Here is a 16,466-nt window from a genome sequence, read left to right as displayed (position 1 = left end):
TTGCAGGAATTTTGATCGGAGTCCGATAGACGGCTAAAAATTGTTGCAGATTTGCATCTTTTTCAGTTTCCAAGGGATTTCCCCATGCTCGCCTATCGGCTATAGGTACCCCTTCTCCCCGCGCGTATGCTATACTTAGAACAAACGTTCTGTGACGGCGGAGGAAACGATGAGCAATCCGGTTGTTAGTATAGCGGTAAGGCCGCTGGTAGAGTATGTGTTTCGCGGCGGCGATCTGGACCTGGGCGGTTTCCGGACGGCCCAGGCTCTCGTCGAGGGGACAAGGGCGCACCAGCAGGTGCAGCGCGAATACGGCGAGGGCGATGAGAAAGAAGTGTACGTATCGGCGGAGATCCCTTGGGGGGATCTCCTTTTTGCCGTGGACGGGCGGTGCGACGGCCTGCTGCGGGAAGCGGACGGAACGCTGACCGTGGACGAAATCAAGTCGACGTCCGGGGATCTGACGTTGATTGCGGAGGATACGTACCCTGTACACTGGGCCCAGGCCAAATGCTACGCGTATATCGTGGCGAAGGATCGCGGGCTGACGCAAATGAACATTCAGCTGACCTATGTCCAGCTTCCGTCCGGCGATCAAAAACGATTCCTGCAGACGGCGGCATTCGCCGAGTTGGAGGCCTTCGTGCAGGAGGTGGTGCGGAGCTATGCGCCATTCGCGAAGATGCTCCGCGATCATCGGCAGGCGCGGGATCGCAGCGTCGCGGAGCTGGCGTTCCCTTTTCCGGCCTACCGGGCGGGACAGCGCATGCTGGCGGGAGCGGTCTACAAGACGATCGCAGAGAACGTAAACCTGTTCGCCAAGGCGCCGACCGGCATCGGGAAAACGATCTCCACCACCTTTCCCGCCGTCAAAGCGATGGGGGAAGGACATTTGCAGCATCTGTTCTATCTGACCGCCCGCACGATTACGCGGACCGCCGCGGAGGAGGCTTTTGCGCTCATGGAATCGCGCGGTCTTCACCTGCACACGGTGACCATTACCGCCAAGGAAAAGGTCTGCCTCCAAGATGAAATGAGCTGCCGGAAGGAGGACTGCCCGTTTGCCGACGGCTTCTATGACCGGATAAACGGGGCCGTGCTGGACATCCTGTCCCAGGAAACCCGGATCACCCGCCAGGTGATCGAGCGGTACGCTCGGAAGCACACGGTATGCCCGTTCGAATTTTCGCTGGAATTGGCCTACGCCGCCGACGCGGTCATCTGCGACTATAACTACGTATTCGACCCTCGCGTGTCCTTAAAAAGATTGTTCGCCGAGCAAAAGAACCGGACCGCGCTGCTGGTGGACGAGGCCCACAATCTGGTCGACCGGGGCAGGGAAATGTACTCGGCGGTTTTGGAAAAGGCCGGTTTCCTCGCCCTGCAGCGGGCTTATAAAGGCGTGAACGCGGGGGTGCACCGGGCAGCCAAGGCGGTCAACGGATATTTTATCGCGCTGCGCAAAAAAATCGAGGGACCGCATCGGGTGGACCGGGATAAACCCGAGGACCTGCTCGCTTTGCTGGAGGAATTTATCCTCCAGGCGGAGCCGGAGCTCGCTTCACCCGGCCCGGCGGCCGCACACCCCGAGGACCGCGAGCTGCTGCTGCAGGCTTATTTCAACGCCCAAGCTTTTGTGCGGATCGGCAAGCTGTACGACGAGCGGTATGTCACCTATGCGGAGGACTCCCCCAAAGACGTGCGCATCAAGATGTTCTGCCTCGATCCTTCCTACCTGCTGCGGGAAGCGAGGAAGGGATTTCGCTCCTCGATCTTTTTCTCGGCGACATTATCGCCGCTGCCCTATTACCGGGATATGCTGGGAGCCGGGCCGGAAGATTATACGGTCACGATTCCATCCCCGTTCTCCCGGGAACAGCTGGACGTCCAAATTCATCCTCTGTCGACGCGCTACCGCGACCGGGAGCAGACAAAGGACGCACTGGCGGGGCTTCTGCGCCGGGCCGTGGCGGAAAGGCCGCCGGGAAACTACCTGTTCTTTTTCCCTTCGTACGCCTATATGAACCTGATTTATGAGGCGTTTGCGGCGGAAGGCCCGGAGGGCGTCCGGCTGCTCGTACAGCGGGGGGAAATGTCCGAAGCGGAGCGGGAGGCATTCCTGGCGGCTTTTGAGGCGGGCCGGGAGGACACGCTGGTCGGTTTCGCCGTGATGGGCGGGATTTTTTCGGAAGGGATCGACCTGGTGGGCGACCGGTTGACGGGCGTAGCCGTAGTGGGCGTCGGGCTGCCGCAAATCGGGCTGGAGCGCGACATCATCAAGGAGTACTTTCAGGCGCAGGGCAAGGACGGGTTTGATTACGCGTACGTTTATCCCGGGATGAACAAGGTGCTCCAGGCCGGAGGCCGGCTGATTCGGTCGGAGAAGGACCAGGGCGTACTGCTGCTGGTGGATGACCGGTACCGGCAGCCCCACTATGCGAGGCTGCTCCCGGAGGAATGGTCATGAAGCGGGCCAAGCAGGAATACAATGGTGAGGAAATCAAGCGTTTGAACTTTTTGTGACAAAAAGGGAGGTCAAACCGCATGAAGATCACCGGGATCACCTATTTGAAAGTTTCGGTCGTCTATTTCGTTATCGGCATACTGCTCGGCATGTACATGTCCATGAACCACGATTATGACCTGGGGAGCGTCCACGCGCACGTCAATTTGCTGGGATGGGCTTCCTTCGCGCTGGCGGGCGTGATCTACTGGTTGTTCCCCGAGGGAGCGGCCAGTTTCCTGGGCGTTCTCCAATTCTGGACGCACATGATCGGCTTTCCGGTTATGATGGTCGCGCTGGCCATGGTGGTGAAGGGAAATGCCGCCTTTGAGCGGATTACCGCGCTGGGAGCGATCCTGGTGACGGTAAGCGTGCTTCTGTTTGCGGTGAATGTGTTCCTCAACGTTCGACCGGAGCATGGGGCGCGGAAGTAGGGGGAGGCCAAGCCCTGATTTCGGTGCTCGCTACAGACTACAGCATTAGCGTTGCGGCAACCTCGAGCAAATTTGTCAGCGGCCAAGTCCGTTTTGATGAGGTTGGTAGGGTAGGTGAATAAGGGTCTTTTGGGGCGCTATTTTGTCGAATTAGACTCATCTGAACCGAATAGCGGCCTTTTAGGCTCTTATTTTTGGAAAAAAGCCGCCCAAACCCTGATTTGGGGTCCGCACAAGGTAAATAAGGCCCTTTTTGACCGCTATTATGCCCGTGGGGCCGAATCGGACCGAAATAACGGCCCAAAAGGCCGTTATTTAAAATTGGAACTCGCCCGGGGGCGCAGAAGCAAATAAAGAGCAAGCAGATTCAGCATACAAAAAGAAGAAGCCGCGGAAACCGCGGCTTCTTCTTTTTTTCGCAATAACCCGCCCCTGCTACTGCGGGTTGGTCGTCCAGATGCCCGCCGTTTTGACGAAAACGCGGCTCGGCAGCTTCAGCGTAGCCAGAGCCAGCTCGGCCACGTCTTCCGGCTGCATCATCCGGTCTTCGTCGCCGATCTTCAGCCCCGTGTTCACGGCCAGCTCGGTGTTCACCGTGCTTGGCGTGAGGGCCACGACGCGGATGTTGGACTTGCGGACCTCCTGCATCAGCGATTCGGTCAGCCCGAGCAGCGCGAACTTCGAGGCGCAGTACGCCGACCCGGTCGCAAAACCGCGTTCGCCCGCCGTGGACGCCACGTTGATGATGTCCCCGCTTTGCTTCTCCAGCAGATGCGGCAGCGCGGCGCGCGTCACATAGTACGTGCCCATAAGGTTTACGTTGATGATCCGCTCCCAGTCGGCCGGATCCATGTCGTTCAGGGTGGCGAACTTGGCCACGCCCGCGTTGTTGATCAGAATGTCGACGGTGCCGAGCGCGCCGATCAACTGGGACACGGCGGCCTCGGCCTCTTCGCGTTTGGATATGTCGGCGGAAGCGATATGTACCTGGATGCCGAATTCGCCGGACAGCTGCTTCTGCAGCGCCTCCAGGTCACTCGTCGTGCGGGCGATCAGGCCCAAGTTGACGCCTTCTTTAGCGAGGGCGGTGGCGACCGCTTTGCCGATCCCTTTACCCGCGCCGGTAATAATGGCGGCTTTGTTTTTTAATTCCATCCTTCTCTACCTCCGGTTTATAATGATGGTGAGACGTAAAGCTCCCCTATATTATAAAGGATACGAAGGTGAAGTACTATTTTGCATAGTGATAGGGAACGGAAACGGGAAGGGTGTGCGGGGGTCCGATGAAAACGGAACGTCTGTTGGCGATGACCGTACTGCTGCTCAATCGCGGCCGGATGAGCGCCAAGGAGCTGGCGGAGCGGTTTGAGGTCTCCGTCAAAACGATATACCGGGACATGGAAACGCTGGGCCGCGCGGGCATCCCGGTCATGGCGCTGCAAGGCGCGTCCGGCGGCTTTGAGATTATGGACCGCTATACATTGGACAGGCATATGATGACGCCGGAGGAAATCGGCTCGCTGCTGTCCGCCGTAAAGGGGGCGAGCCGGGCGATCCAGGACCGTACCTACGATGACCTGGTGCAGAAGTTCAAAGCGCTGCTCCAATCGGAGGAGGGCCATACCGAAACCAAGGGGGAAACCGTGATCTTTGATTTTCAACCTTGGGGCCAGGGAAGTACGGCCAGGCAGAAATTGGCCCTGCTCCGTCAGGCTATCCGCGAACGCAGGCTCGCCGGCTTGATCTATGTCCGCCAGGATGGGAGCGACGAGAGCCGGATCGTAGAGCCGACGGCTTTGGTCATGAAGGGCGGCGTCTGGTACCTTCAGGCGTTTTGCCGGGAGCGCAACGATTTCCGGACTTTCCGGTTGTCCCGGATACAGGAGTTGAACCTGCTGGCGGAAACTTTCGAGCTTCGGGAAGCCCCGAGGCTAGAAAGCTACGAATGGAACAAGTCCTGGTCGGGCGGGGAAGAGGCCGCGGTTCGGCTGGTGTTTCGGGCGGAAGCGCGATACCGGTTCGGGGACACGTTTTTTCCGGAGCAAATCACGGCTCACCCGGACGGCGGTTTTCAAGTGGAAGGCAGCTTTACGGTGGACGAGTGGTTTTGCGGAATGCTGCTCAGCTACGGCGATCTGGTCAGGGTGGAGCACCCGCCCTCTTTGGCGGAGGAGATCAAATCCCGGGCGGAGCGTATCGTCCGCGTCTATGAAAGCGGAAATTTTTCCGAATCTTAGCGGAATCGAATTTAAACTGGACAGACTGATGTCCAGGTCGCTCCTGTAGAATAAAAATATCTTTGAAGGGAGCGATACAACGATGAATCACGAGCAAGAGTTGCAAGAGTTCAAGCTGGAACGGGAAATTCGGGTGGCCGGGATCTCCGTGCGGACGACCAATGCGGAGGAAGGCGGCCCGGAGGGGCGGCTGCCGGGACTGTGGGACCGCTATTTCCGCGAAGGTGCTCCACATCCGGACAAGCATCAAAATCCGCATCTGCTCTATGCGGTCTATACCGATTACGAAAGCGATGCCTCCGGGGCGTATACGGTGATTCTCGGCCATGAATGGCAGGGGCAGCCGAATGACGGTCCTCAGGAAGCAAACGGGTACGGGGAAGCTCGCCTTGCGGCCGCCAGATATAAAGTGTTTGAAACGCGCCGGGGCCCGGTCTATCAGGTAGTGGGCGAGGCTTGGGGGCGGATTTGGAACTATTTCCAAAACTCGGCCGAGCAGAGGGCTTACACGGCGGATTACGAGCTGTACGATTTGCGGAACTTCGATCCGGAGAATGCGGTCGTATCCATCTACATTGCCTTAAAATCCTAAAAGGTGAGGGGTTCGAGCATGGAATTAATCGAGATGACGCCCGAACGGCTGGATCGGGAGCACATTTGCTGCGCTCTGGGAGCGAAAGCCTACGAGGAGGCGGTAAACAGCAAAAAAAGCTGGTTGAAGGACCGGATGGCGGAGGGTCTCACGTTTGTCAGGCTGAACGAGCGGGCCAAAGTGTTCATCGAATACCTGCCTGCCGAGGCGGCCTGGGTTCCCGTGCACGCCCCCAATTATATGATGATCAATTGCTTGTGGGTCAGCGGGAGATATAAAGGCCAGGGCTACGCGCGAAAATTGTTGGAGCGCTGTATGGCGGATGCCCGGGAGCGGGGGATGGACGGCGTGGTCCATATGTTTTCGGACAAAAAGATGCCGTACTTGAGCGAGCGGAAGTTTTTTCTCCATCACGGCTTTGAAGTCGTGGACGAGGCGGAGCCTTACTATGAGCTGGCGGTGTTGAGATGGAACGACGCGGCTCCGCTGCCGTCCTTTAAGGAGACCGCCCGAGCGCTGACCGTGAACGAGGACGGCCTGGTGGTGTATTACACGCCGCAATGCCCGTTTGCCGCCGGGGTGCTGCAGGATTGGCAGGCCGTTGCGGAGGAACGGGGCATCCCGTTCCGGGCGCACCGCATCATGTCGCGGGAAGAGGCGCAGAAGGCGCCCGCGCCTTGGACGACGTTCGCTTTTTTCTACAACGGCCGGTACGTCGGCCATGAAATGATGAGCCGAAAAAAACTGGAACAGATTCTCGAAGGGGTCGCCGGGGAAACCTAAGGCGGGCTCTTTTTTTATAACGGGGGTTGACAATGGTCGAAAAAAGAATTATCTTAATATCAAGATAAACGACATCGAGATAAATCATATTAAGATAAATGAGGAAGCACAATAGGACGGCGAAAAGGAAGGGAGGAGATTTTTATGGATTATGGACAACAGGACGCCCTTGATCTGCACATCGCGCTGTCGCGGGCCAGTCAATGGGTCGGGGCCCACACGGACCGGGATATCCGCCAATACGGACTGACGCGAACGGAGTTCGGGGTGCTGGAACTGCTGTACCACAAAGGGCCGCAGCCGATTCAACAGATCGGCGGCAAAGTCTTAATGAGCAGCGGCAATATTACGTATGTGGTCGACAAGCTGGAGCAGAAAGGCCTCGCCTGCCGCAAAGCCTCCACGGAAGACCGGAGATTGACTTACGCGGAGATTACGGAGAAAGGCTCCCGGTTTATCGAAGAAGTCTTTCCCAAGCACGCGGAAGTCATCGCCCGGGCAACCGCCGGGTTAACGGACGAGGAGAAACGGGTGGCCAGCGCCCTGCTGAAGAAGTTGGGGAAATACGCCCAGGAGGGGTTTAAGTAGCCGGGAGTGATGCCTTGACGGAAGAAGCGAAAGGCCGGTGCCTAAGCGGAGAAAGCTTAGGGCCCTTTTTTAAAACTAATATCTTAATAATGAGATTCTCAATATTGTAACAGTACAAATTCAAAGGAGATGGAATCAATGATGAGTATAGCTATCGGGTTGTTCATTTTGCGTTTGGTGGTCGGATTATCGTTTATGGCGCATGGGGCGCAGAAATTGTTCGGCTGGTTCGGCGGTTACGGTCCAAAAGGAACCGGCGGCTGGATGGAGTCCCTCGGCTTAAAACCGGGTGTGTTGATGGCGGTGTTGGCCGGGTTGGGCGAGTTTGTCGGCGGTCTGTTGTTTGCCGCCGGGCTGTTGACACCGCTCGGGGCCGCGTTGATCGTGGCAACCATGGTCATGGCGATCGTTACGGTTCACGGCAAGAACGGCTATTGGTCCACGGCGAACGGTTCCGAATATCCTCTGCTTATCATCGCCGTTGCCGTCGCAGTGGGATTAACGGGCGCGGGTACGTACTCTTTGGACGCTCTGATCTTTTAAGAGGGATTAACTCACTTGGACGAATGATTCTATAAAAATGATTGAAAAAGAGGAGACTATACCATGAGCGAATTTACGGATTTGGTGAAAAGCCGCCGTTCGGCAAGCAAGTTTATCCAGGGCATAGACATTCCGGAGCAGGATTTGAATGAGATGTTCAATCTGGTCAAATACGCCCCTTCGGCATTTAATTTGCAGCATGCCCATTATGTCGTAGTAAAAGATCCGGCACTCAAGGAAAAAGTATACGAGGCGGCCAACAAGCAGTACAAGATTCGTACCGCCTCCGCCGTGATCGCGGTGATGGGAATTCCCGACGCTTACAAAGATGTGGCCATGCTCAACGAGGGCCTGCTTACGCTAGGCGCCATGAGCAAGCAAGAATACGACCTCACGGTTGCGTCGACCCTCGCGTTCTACGAGGAGCGGGGCGAGGTCTTCCAGCGGGAAGAAGCGATCCGCAACGCCAGCTTGTCCGCCATGCAATTGATGCTGATCGCCAAGGACCTTGGGTGGGATACCTGCCCGATGATCGGTTTTGATCCGGCGGCGTTATCCGTGGTACTGGGCACACCGCAGTCCTATGTTCCGGTCATGCTCATCGCGATCGGCAAAGAGGACGCCTCAAGTCAGCGCCCGCGCGGCTACCGCAAGCCGGTGGCCGAATTCGTCAAATATCTATAAGGGGGATGAAAAATATGACACAACGTACCGCAGGAATTCATCACATTACCGCATTTGTACCGGGACCGCAGGAAACCGTCGATTTTTACTCGGGCATTCTGGGCCTGCGCTTGGTTAAGAAAACGATCAACTTTGACGCGCCTGAAGTGTATCATCTGTACTTTGGGGATGAAATGGGTCATCCGGGAACGATCATCACCTTCTTCCCGTGGCCGGGCTCCCGGCGCGGCCGGATCGGCGGAGGCCAAGTCGGCGTAACGACGTATGCGATTCCTCCGGAAACGCTGGATTTTTGGGAGGAACGCTTGCGCCGGTTTAAGGTCTCCGTGGAGAAGAGGGAGAGATTTGGCGAGACCGTGCTTCGCTTCCGCGATCCTTCCGGCCTGGTGCTGGAGCTGGTGGAACGGGAGGAAGGGAAGGCCAGCGCGTGGTCGTTCGGCGGCATCCCGGCCGACCATGCGATCAAAGGGTTCGGAGGAGCGGTTCTGTACAGTTTGTCCCCCGAGAAAACAGCCCGGTTGTTGGAGCAGGTATTCGGGATGGAAAAAATAGGAGAGGACGGGTCCTACGTCCGATACAAAACGGCCGGAGACTTAGGTAATATTATCGATATCAACGTGAAGCCGGTGGAGCCGGGTAACGGCGGGGCCGGTACCGTACACCATATCGCCTGGCGGGCAAAAGACGACGAAGAACATGCGGCCTGGAGAAACAAATTGGCGGGGCTGGGTTACCAGGTCACCCCAATTGTGGACCGGCAGTATTTCAACGCGGTCTATTTCCGGGAAGAAGGGGGCATTCTGTTCGAAATCGCCACCGATCCGCCTGGATTTGCCCGGGACGAACCTGTGGACAAGCTGGGCGAGAAGTTAATGCTGCCCGACTGGTACGAGGAGCAGCGGAAGCTGATTGAAGCAAACCTGGAACCGATTGAGGTTCGGATATTGAAGGAGGATCAGGTATGAAGCATATTTTTCAGCAGGGAACCAATTCGGACGCGCCGGTGCTGGTGCTTTTTCACGGCACCGGAGGAACCGAGCGGGATCTCCTGCCGCTGGCTGGCATCATCTCCCCGCAGTCATCGGTGCTGAGCGTCCGGGGAAATGTTCTGGAGAACGGGATGCCGCGGTTTTTCAGACGCTTGTCGGAGGGCGTCTTTGACGAGGAGGACCTGGTGTTGCGAACCGCGGAATTGAACGACTTCCTGAATGAAGCGGCGCAGACCTATGGCTTCAACCGGGGGAACCTGGTCGCGGTCGGCTACTCCAACGGCGCAAATATCGCCGGCAGTCTGCTCTTTCATCACAAGGACGCCTTACGCGGAGCTATTCTGCACCATCCGATGGTGCCGCGGCGCGGGATTGACCTGCCGGCCTTGGACGGAGTTCCCGTCTTCATCGGAGCCGGCAGAAACGACCCGCTTTGTCCGCCGGAGGAGACGGAGGAGTTGGAACGCCTGTTGACGGAAGCGGGGGCCCAGGTGACGGTTCATTGGGAAGTGTCCGGACACCAGCTGTCTGCTTCCGAGATTGACGCCGCCTCGGCATGGTATCAACGGACATTCGCCTAAAATGGCCTGATGAGAGAGGGGGAGGGCAAGCATATGCCGCCGGTTATGCGTTCGATCGACCCCGATCGCCAGAGCGAACGGGACAATTACAAGCTGCTGACGGGGACGATCATTCCGCGGCCGATCGCGTTGGTGACCACGCTGTCCGCCGGCGGGACCCTGAATGCGGCCCCGTTCAGTTACTTCAACATCGTGACGGCCGATCCGCCGATGATTTCGGTCTCCGTCCAGCGCAAGCAGGGACGGTCCAAGGATACGGCCCGCAATGCACTGGAGCGCGGGGCTTTTGTGGTCCATATCGCGGATGAAGCTTACATCGCGCAGGTCAACGCGACGGCGGCGGCCCTGCCGCCGGAGGAGAGCGAGGCCGCCTTGGCGGGATTGACGCCGGTCGCGAGCGAGTGCATCCCGGTGCCCGGCGTGGCCGAGGCCAAGGTGCGGATGGAGTGCCTGCTGGAGCGGAGCCTTCCGCTCGGCGGCACGGCCGACGCTCCGGCGGCCGACCTGCTGATCGGCCGGGTGGTCCGGTTTCATATCGCGGAGGCGATCTATGAAGACGGACGCATCGACGCCGCCGGACTGGGGGCCGTAAGCCGGCTGGCCGGGCAGAATTACGCCCGGATCGGCGGCGTGTTCGCCTTGGAGCGGCCGGAATAGCAGCGAACGGTGTAGCATCGGCCGAAATGGAATCGAAGCGCTCTTCCGCAGCCAAAGGTTGCGGGAGAGCGTTTTTTTGATTACGCTCTTAAGGGGAGCGGGAGTTGAATCGCAAGGTATCGCTTCACAGAGAATCGGACTGGGGGGAAGAGACTTACATGTTGGAATGGGCAGAACAGGCCGAGGGGATCTGGCAATATGCCGCTCTATTTCTGCTGGCGGCCGCGCCTTGGCTTGATGTGTTTATCGTGGTTCCGGCCGGAATCGTCTGGGGATTACAGCCGGTCGCCGTAGCCATCGTAGGATTTGCCGGCAATTTTCTTATGATCGTACTGTTGGGGCTCCTGTTCAATACGTACCGGAACTGGCGCGACAAACGGAGAGCAGCGAAAGGCGTCACGGCCGAGAACAAAAGGGAGACCCGCGCCAGAAACCTGTGGGAGCGCTACGGCTTGCCCGGGCTGGCACTGTTGGCACCGGTGCTGGTCGGCACGGACCTCGCGGCTTTGATGGCGTTGACGTTCGGTTCTTCGCGGACCCGCGTCATCGGCTGGATGGGCGTCAGCCTGGCCGTATGGACCGTCGTCATGACGGTGAGCTCCGTGTATGGCTTTAGCTATATTAACTGGATCTAGATGAGAAAAACTCCTTTATGAGGAGTTTTTTTCGTCTGTATATTGGAGCGGGAGCCCCTTATTTTTGTATTCCAACTACCATACAAGTATGGTAGCATATAGTTGTGGTTGCGCTTACATTCCGGATATCTGTCAAGTAAAAGGAGAGATATCGCCCAAAGGAGCGGATGAACGGATGATGAATGTTCTTTTGGTTGATGATGAGCCGTTGGTTCTGGAGGGGCTCCGGACCATGATCAGGTGGGAGCATTACGGTTTTCAAGTATGCGGCGAGGCCTCCAACGGCTCGGAGGCGTTCGGCTTGATCCAGCGGCTCATGCCCGAACTGGTGCTGACGGACATACGAATGCCGGTGATTGGCGGTCTGGAGCTCATCGAACGTTCGAACCGGGCGCTGAAGCGGCCGCCCAAATTCGTGGTGCTGAGCGGCTACGACGATTTCGGTTACGCCCGGACGGCGATGCGCCAAAGGGTTGCGGAATATTTGCTGAAGCCGGTCGATGAAGAAGAGATCGAGGCGATTTTACGGCGGATCGGCTCTCAAATCCAGGGTGAACTTGCGGCGGAAGAAGCCCACAGACAGCGGCAGCGGCTGTTCGCGAGCCATATCCTGGGGCGGTTGACGCAGGGCGAGTACAACGAAGACCTGGAACAGCAAGCGATCCGGGGCTTGAACCTTCCGCCCGACGCAGAACTGGTCTGCGTGCTGGTGGACGGAGTGGAGGATTACGCCGAGGTAGAACGTCAATTCCGCGTTCTATTTCCCGAGGAGCCGCTGCGCTCTTTTCAAGATGGCGCGGCCCGCATCGGGTTTATTCTTCCGGCGTCCGTCCATTCGGAACACCGGCTGCAGGAGATTGGCTTACCGCCGAGCCGGCCGTGCGGGAGACCGGGGACGGGCGCCCCCTCGTCGGCGATCGTCGCCGTCAGCGGGAGATCGCAAGGAATCCGCTCGGTCCGCGAACTCTATTTGCAGGCGAAGGAGCTCTGCAAGGCCAAACGCTGCGAGGGGAAAGCGGGGCTTTTTTATTTCCGCGACCGGAACACGGCTTCGCCCCGGCAGGACGCACTGCTCAATGAGAAGCTCGGCTGCCTCCTGGACTGCACGGTCGACGGGGACACGGCCAAGCTTGACTCGGCTTTGGATGAGGTTTTCGATGCCCTGCTCGGACGCCGGACCGGGCTTGCGGCCGCAAAGGCTCATGTAGCCGATTTGGAGTTCCGCCTTTGCCGGGTGGTTCTGGAAATGGAAGGAGCACCCGACGCCTATATGCAGCGCGTACAGGGAAACTGCGGGCGGTTAAGCGAGGTCCGGGATTACCCGGCATTAAAGCGGTATATCCACGGCCTCTGCCGCGAAGCGGATTCGCTTCTTTCCGAGCTGCGGCTCAAAAACGAAAACAATACGATGTTTCACGTGATTCGGCATGTGGACCGGGAATACCGGAGCAAACTGCAGCTTCAGGACTTAGCCAAGCAATACCACCTGAACGCCACTTACCTCGGCCAGCTGTTCAAAAAACAGACGGGCAAAACCTTTAACGAGTATTTGCACGATAAACGCATCGATGAGGCGAAAAGGCTGCTGAAGCGCACGCAGATGAAAATTACGGAGATCGCGCTGCAGGTCGGCTACCCGAACGCGGATTATTTTATAAGCAAATTCAAAAGCAAAACGGGCGTGCTTCCGTCGGCCTATAAGCAGGGGCCGGAGCGGAAGCGGGCGGAATGACTTCCCGGGACGGTGTTCATATGCGGAAAGGAAAGATCGGTTTCACCAAAATCGTCAACGATATCCCTTTGAACTACAAGTTTATTGTGATCTATATTGTCGGCGTGCTGCTGCCGATCGTCGTCATGAATTTGCTCTTTATGGACCGGATGTCCGGTTTGATCCGGGAACGGGAGGAACAGAACCTCGAAATTTCACTGGAACGGGCCAGAAAGGACATTCATGATTTCATCGAAGGCGGGGTGGCCGTCAGCCACGCCTTGAATACCGATAAGACCTTGTATGAGATGCTGGACCGGATTTACAAGGATTCGCCCGATTTCTACGCGGCGTTCGACGAGCAGCTCAGGCACCGGGTCAGCAGTTACATTCCGGTCAATAACCAGATTTCGCGAATCGATATATTTACGGAGAACCCCACCATCGTTCCGGGCAGCAATTATCACATCATGAATCAGGAGGTCCGGGAGAGCGAATGGTACCGGATGTGGGAAAAATCGGATGCGTCCGTGATGGTGGCGGCCTACCGCGAGAAGCAGGCGGACAACCGGACACTGACGTCCCCCTACTTGAGCGTGATTGAAAACATGGACTATTACAACTATTACCGCACTTTTGACAAGCTGTTACGAATCGATATCGATTTAAGCCTGATTTATGATGTGCTCGCGCGCGAAAGGGATTATCTGAATTTATTCCTGGTCAATGAGAACAACGAAGTCATTATGTCCACGGAGGACGGATACCCGCGGGACGCCGCAGAAAGCGCGGGTTATCCGAAGCTTGCGGCGGATTTGGGAGATCGGCAAAGTATAGGGCATTACGAGGTGGCCATTGGAACGGCCAAATACGTCAAAGGATGGCGGCTGATCGGCGTCCCGCAGGGGAACCGGGTCACCAGGGCGATGCTGGACATGCGGCTGTATGTCGGCTTTTTGGCGGCGGCGATTACGTTGATTACGTCGGTTTTTATTTATGTCATGCTAAGATCCTACAATTATCGGGTGAAGCGGCTGTCGCGGCACATGCAGAAGGTGACGAACGAGAAATTTGATCTGATCCGGATCGATGAAGGACGCGATGAAATCGGCGGGCTGATTCGTAACTTTAATATCATGACCTCCAGAATCAATTCCCTGATCAACAATGTGTACAAACTGGAGATTCAGAAGAAGAGCCTGGAGATGGAACGGGTCCGGGCGGAATTAAACTTTCTGCAGAGCCAGATGAACCCTCATTTCCTATTCAATACGCTGAACGCGATTCTGGTCGTGTGCACCAAAAACCAATATGAGGACGTTACCGATATCATCAAAAGCTTATCGAAGCTCCTGCGGAGATTGCTTAGTTGGCAAGAGGATCTGGTGCCCGTGGAAGAAGAGATGAGGTTCATTGAAATGTATCTCAAAATCGAAAAGTTCCGCTTTCGGGACAAATTCGAATTTCAGTGTGAAATTGACGAGGAGGCTCTGCGTTATAAAATCCCTAAAATGAGCATCCAGCCGCTGGTGGAGAATGCCTGCAAGCACGGCATCCAGGCGGTGGAGGGGCGGGGGTTGATCCGGATCCGTGCCTTTGTGGCCGACGGCCGGCTTCGCGTCGTCATTTCCGACAACGGCATCGGAATCGAAGCGGGACGTCTTCGCGAATTGATTCTGTCGGTACGCAACGAGAATGCGTCGGGGAGCAGTATCGGCATCCGCAACGTGTACCGCAGGCTGGAACTGTATTATGACGATCAAGTCCGCTTTGATATCTCCAGCAGCCCGGAAGAGGGGACGACGGTATCGTTCGATATCCCCATCAAGCTCCTTGAACATCAGAATGAAGACAGGAGGGACATCGATGGCGTTTAAAGTGCTGTTGGTCGACGATGAGCCGGGAGCCTTGGAAGGCATGCAGATGTGGATCGACTGGAGAAAACTCGGCTTTGAAATTTGCGGGACCGGTTCAAACGGCAGGGAAGGGCTGCGGTTAATCGAGGAGTTGGAGCCGGATCTGGTCGTAACGGACGTAAATATGCCGGTCATGAACGGGCTGGAAATGATCGAAGCCTGGCAGCGCCACCCGGCCCGCCGAGCGGTGAGCTTTGCCCTGATCAGCGGGTACAGCGAGTTTGAATATGCTCAAAGGGCGATGCGATTCGGGATTACCCATTATTTGCTCAAGCCGGTGGAAGCGGAGGAAGCGGCGGCGGAGCTGGAGCAAATCCGCGGCGAGCTGCTGCGGGAAGCCGAGCGGAGCCGGATCAGCCGGGTTGCGGCCTACGAGGAAACGGCGGCCCTGATCCGATCTCTGCTGGCGTCGGACCCTCAGGAGACAAAGGACATCCGCCCATGCCCGTTTCTAGACAGGGTTTCGGCAAGCCGTGCAGCGTGGAACTGCTGCCTCGTTCAAGCCGATGATCGGTTTCCGGAGGCCAGGGAATGGGCGTCCTCCCTGTTGGAGGAGAAGGAGGCCCTATACTTGATCGATCTGGATTACGGCCAGTTTGTGTTGGTATACGGTGAAGGCGCGGAAAAGGCGCCGGGAAAAGCGAAATCCTCGAAATCCGGAAACGTCGTGAGCGAATTGATCCGCGGGGCTTCAGGACGGCCGGTTTGCCTGGCTTTGGGGGAAAGCCGCAAATCGCTCTACGAAATCGGCCATAGTTATGCCACGGCGGTCAGAGCCATGTCCCACCGGTTTTATGAGGAAGGCGGATCTCCGCAAATATTCACCCATGAGGCCACGCGGGCGCTGGGCTTCAGTCAACATTATGATCAGATGCCTCTGATGGACCGGATCATCGAATCCATTCAGCTCATGAAACCGGACGATTTTGAGGAGTCGGTAACCTCGGCGGCCCGCAGCTTCCGGGAGAAACGCACGGCTCCCGAGATCGTGGAGAAGGCGGTGATTCACCTGCTGTACAAAACCTCGGAGTATCTTCGCGAAATGCTGGGAGACCCGGCGGAAGAGGTTCTCGCTTCGTATCACGTTCCCGGAATGTCGGCTCCTCCTACATTAACGGGAATGATGGGATATTTGAAATCCTTCGGGGAAGCGTGCATCGAGGCGCTCTCCCGGGAGCAAGCGCGGAAATCCAAAGGCATCGTGGAAGAGATCAATCAATACATTCGGGAACACTACCGGGAAGCCCTGACTATTAAAAAACTGGCCCAGGTGTTTTACCTCCACCCGGTATATTTGGGGCAGTTGCTGATGAAGAAGAACGGGGTTTCTTTTCACGATATGGTTCACGATTTAAGGATTGAAGAAGCGCTGTCGCTGCTGAACGAAGGGAAGATGAAGAACTGTGAAATCGCGGAGCGGGTCGGGTACGCCAACTATGGCCAGTTCCTGAAACAATTTGAAAGAAGACACGGCATGTCTCCCAATGAGTACAAAAACAGGATCTAAAGTTTTTAGGGGTAAGAGCTTTAATTGTGATATAGTTCGGCCTTGAAAACGCTCTTACAATGAGAACAGATACTTGTAAGGGCTTACAATCCCTAACGGTATTCAA

17 protein-coding genes are annotated in these 16,466 nt (G+C 56.9%); 16 read left to right on the top strand and 1 reads right to left on the bottom strand.

The window, feature by feature from the left end:
• Nucleotides 1–169 precede the first annotated feature (169 nt).
• From LBW89_RS10385 to LBW89_RS10375, 3 genes are all read left to right on the top strand, one after another.
• Complete coding sequence (locus LBW89_RS10385; protein WP_225039124.1) at nucleotides 170–2,467, top strand: ATP-dependent DNA helicase; 2,298 nt, start codon at nucleotides 170–172, stop codon at nucleotides 2,465–2,467.
• Between the two features lie 77 nt (nucleotides 2,468–2,544).
• Nucleotides 2,545–2,937, top strand: a complete 393-nt coding sequence (locus LBW89_RS10380; RefSeq protein ID WP_225039123.1) for a cytochrome-c oxidase — start codon at nucleotides 2,545–2,547, stop codon at nucleotides 2,935–2,937.
• Between the two features lie 114 nt (nucleotides 2,938–3,051).
• Nucleotides 3,052–3,291, top strand: a complete 240-nt coding sequence (locus LBW89_RS10375) for a hypothetical protein (protein ID WP_225039122.1) — start codon at nucleotides 3,052–3,054, stop codon at nucleotides 3,289–3,291.
• Between the two features lie 81 nt (nucleotides 3,292–3,372).
• Here LBW89_RS10375 and LBW89_RS10370 read toward each other — a convergent pair whose 3' ends face one another.
• Nucleotides 3,373–4,092 carry a 3-ketoacyl-ACP reductase gene (locus LBW89_RS10370; protein ID WP_148453436.1) on the bottom strand — a complete coding sequence of 240 codons (720 nt, stop codon included), beginning with the start codon at nucleotides 4,090–4,092 and terminating at the stop codon, nucleotides 3,373–3,375.
• Nucleotides 4,093–4,220: 128 nt separating this feature from the next.
• Here LBW89_RS10370 and LBW89_RS10365 point away from each other — a divergent pair, with 128 nt between their 5' ends.
• From LBW89_RS10365 to LBW89_RS10305, 13 genes are all read left to right on the top strand, one after another.
• The gene (locus tag LBW89_RS10365) at nucleotides 4,221–5,174 is read left to right on the top strand and encodes a helix-turn-helix transcriptional regulator (protein WP_225039121.1); all 954 of its coding nucleotides are present in this window, start codon (nucleotides 4,221–4,223) and stop codon (nucleotides 5,172–5,174) included.
• An 82-nt stretch (nucleotides 5,175–5,256) separates the two neighbouring features.
• Complete coding sequence (locus LBW89_RS10360) at nucleotides 5,257–5,766, top strand: GyrI-like domain-containing protein (RefSeq protein WP_148453431.1); 510 nt, start codon at nucleotides 5,257–5,259, stop codon at nucleotides 5,764–5,766.
• Nucleotides 5,767–5,784: 18 nt separating this feature from the next.
• Nucleotides 5,785–6,549, top strand: coding sequence for a GNAT family N-acetyltransferase (locus tag LBW89_RS10355; protein ID WP_213507050.1), 765 nt, complete (start codon nucleotides 5,785–5,787; stop codon nucleotides 6,547–6,549).
• Between the two features lie 144 nt (nucleotides 6,550–6,693).
• On the top strand, nucleotides 6,694–7,137 hold the full coding sequence (locus tag LBW89_RS10350; protein ID WP_148453425.1) for a MarR family winged helix-turn-helix transcriptional regulator: 444 nt from the start codon (nucleotides 6,694–6,696) through the stop codon (nucleotides 7,135–7,137).
• Nucleotides 7,138–7,278: 141 nt separating this feature from the next.
• Nucleotides 7,279–7,680 (top strand): DoxX family protein, encoded by a 402-nt coding sequence (locus LBW89_RS10345; RefSeq protein ID WP_225039175.1) that lies wholly within the window; start codon nucleotides 7,279–7,281, stop codon nucleotides 7,678–7,680.
• A gap of 63 nt (nucleotides 7,681–7,743) precedes the next feature.
• Nucleotides 7,744–8,364 (top strand): nitroreductase family protein, encoded by a 621-nt coding sequence (locus LBW89_RS10340; RefSeq protein ID WP_225039120.1) that lies wholly within the window; start codon nucleotides 7,744–7,746, stop codon nucleotides 8,362–8,364.
• 14 nt (nucleotides 8,365–8,378) lie between these two features.
• Entirely contained in the window at nucleotides 8,379–9,329 is a 951-nt protein-coding gene (locus LBW89_RS10335) for a ring-cleaving dioxygenase (RefSeq protein ID WP_225039119.1), read from the top strand.
• Complete coding sequence (locus LBW89_RS10330) at nucleotides 9,326–9,934, top strand: alpha/beta hydrolase (RefSeq protein ID WP_148453416.1); 609 nt, start codon at nucleotides 9,326–9,328, stop codon at nucleotides 9,932–9,934. The genes LBW89_RS10335 and LBW89_RS10330 overlap by 4 nt, the downstream gene beginning before the upstream one ends.
• A gap of 45 nt (nucleotides 9,935–9,979) precedes the next feature.
• Nucleotides 9,980–10,591, top strand: coding sequence for a flavin reductase family protein (locus tag LBW89_RS10325; RefSeq protein ID WP_225039174.1), 612 nt, complete (start codon nucleotides 9,980–9,982; stop codon nucleotides 10,589–10,591).
• A gap of 158 nt (nucleotides 10,592–10,749) precedes the next feature.
• Complete coding sequence (locus LBW89_RS10320) at nucleotides 10,750–11,226, top strand: small multi-drug export protein (RefSeq protein WP_225039173.1); 477 nt, start codon at nucleotides 10,750–10,752, stop codon at nucleotides 11,224–11,226.
• Between the two features lie 175 nt (nucleotides 11,227–11,401).
• A complete protein-coding gene (locus LBW89_RS10315) occupies nucleotides 11,402–12,958 on the top strand; it encodes a helix-turn-helix domain-containing protein (RefSeq protein WP_225039118.1) in 1,557 nt (518 codons plus the stop codon).
• 20 nt (nucleotides 12,959–12,978) lie between these two features.
• The gene (locus LBW89_RS10310) at nucleotides 12,979–14,814 is read left to right on the top strand and encodes a sensor histidine kinase (RefSeq protein WP_225039117.1); all 1,836 of its coding nucleotides are present in this window, start codon (nucleotides 12,979–12,981) and stop codon (nucleotides 14,812–14,814) included.
• Complete coding sequence (locus LBW89_RS10305; RefSeq protein ID WP_225039116.1) at nucleotides 14,804–16,360, top strand: response regulator; 1,557 nt, start codon at nucleotides 14,804–14,806, stop codon at nucleotides 16,358–16,360. The genes LBW89_RS10310 and LBW89_RS10305 overlap by 11 nt, the downstream gene beginning before the upstream one ends.
• The last annotated feature ends 106 nt before the right edge of the window (nucleotides 16,361–16,466 follow it).

It is taken from the genome of Paenibacillus sp. alder61, from assembly GCF_020179875.1.
GTDB classification, from domain to species: Bacteria; Bacillota; Bacilli; order Paenibacillales; family Paenibacillaceae; genus Fontibacillus; species Fontibacillus faecis.
This window is presented reverse-complemented; position numbering and strand designations above follow the sequence as displayed.

Excerpts from the sequence above, each read along its gene's own strand:
- LBW89_RS10385 (WP_225039124.1), top strand. The coding sequence starts at position 170 with ATGAGCAATCCGGTTGTTAGTATAGCGGTAAGGCCGCTGGTAGAGTAT.
- LBW89_RS10380 (WP_225039123.1), top strand. The coding sequence starts at position 2,545 with ATGAAGATCACCGGGATCACCTATTTGAAAGTTTCGGTCGTCTATTTC.
- LBW89_RS10370 (WP_148453436.1), bottom strand. The coding sequence starts at position 4,092 with ATGGAATTAAAAAACAAAGCCGCCATTATTACCGGCGCGGGTAAAGGG.
- LBW89_RS10365 (WP_225039121.1), top strand. The coding sequence starts at position 4,221 with ATGAAAACGGAACGTCTGTTGGCGATGACCGTACTGCTGCTCAATCGC.
- LBW89_RS10360 (WP_148453431.1), top strand. The coding sequence starts at position 5,257 with ATGAATCACGAGCAAGAGTTGCAAGAGTTCAAGCTGGAACGGGAAATT.
- LBW89_RS10355 (WP_213507050.1), top strand. The coding sequence starts at position 5,785 with ATGGAATTAATCGAGATGACGCCCGAACGGCTGGATCGGGAGCACATT.
- LBW89_RS10350 (WP_148453425.1), top strand. The coding sequence starts at position 6,694 with ATGGATTATGGACAACAGGACGCCCTTGATCTGCACATCGCGCTGTCG.
- LBW89_RS10345 (WP_225039175.1), top strand. The coding sequence starts at position 7,279 with ATGAGTATAGCTATCGGGTTGTTCATTTTGCGTTTGGTGGTCGGATTA.
- LBW89_RS10340 (WP_225039120.1), top strand. The coding sequence starts at position 7,744 with ATGAGCGAATTTACGGATTTGGTGAAAAGCCGCCGTTCGGCAAGCAAG.
- LBW89_RS10335 (WP_225039119.1), top strand. The coding sequence starts at position 8,379 with ATGACACAACGTACCGCAGGAATTCATCACATTACCGCATTTGTACCG.
- LBW89_RS10330 (WP_148453416.1), top strand. The coding sequence starts at position 9,326 with ATGAAGCATATTTTTCAGCAGGGAACCAATTCGGACGCGCCGGTGCTG.
- LBW89_RS10325 (WP_225039174.1), top strand. The coding sequence starts at position 9,980 with ATGCGTTCGATCGACCCCGATCGCCAGAGCGAACGGGACAATTACAAG.
- LBW89_RS10320 (WP_225039173.1), top strand. The coding sequence starts at position 10,750 with ATGTTGGAATGGGCAGAACAGGCCGAGGGGATCTGGCAATATGCCGCT.
- LBW89_RS10315 (WP_225039118.1), top strand. The coding sequence starts at position 11,402 with ATGATGAATGTTCTTTTGGTTGATGATGAGCCGTTGGTTCTGGAGGGG.
- LBW89_RS10310 (WP_225039117.1), top strand. The coding sequence starts at position 12,979 with ATGCGGAAAGGAAAGATCGGTTTCACCAAAATCGTCAACGATATCCCT.
- LBW89_RS10305 (WP_225039116.1), top strand. The coding sequence starts at position 14,804 with ATGGCGTTTAAAGTGCTGTTGGTCGACGATGAGCCGGGAGCCTTGGAA.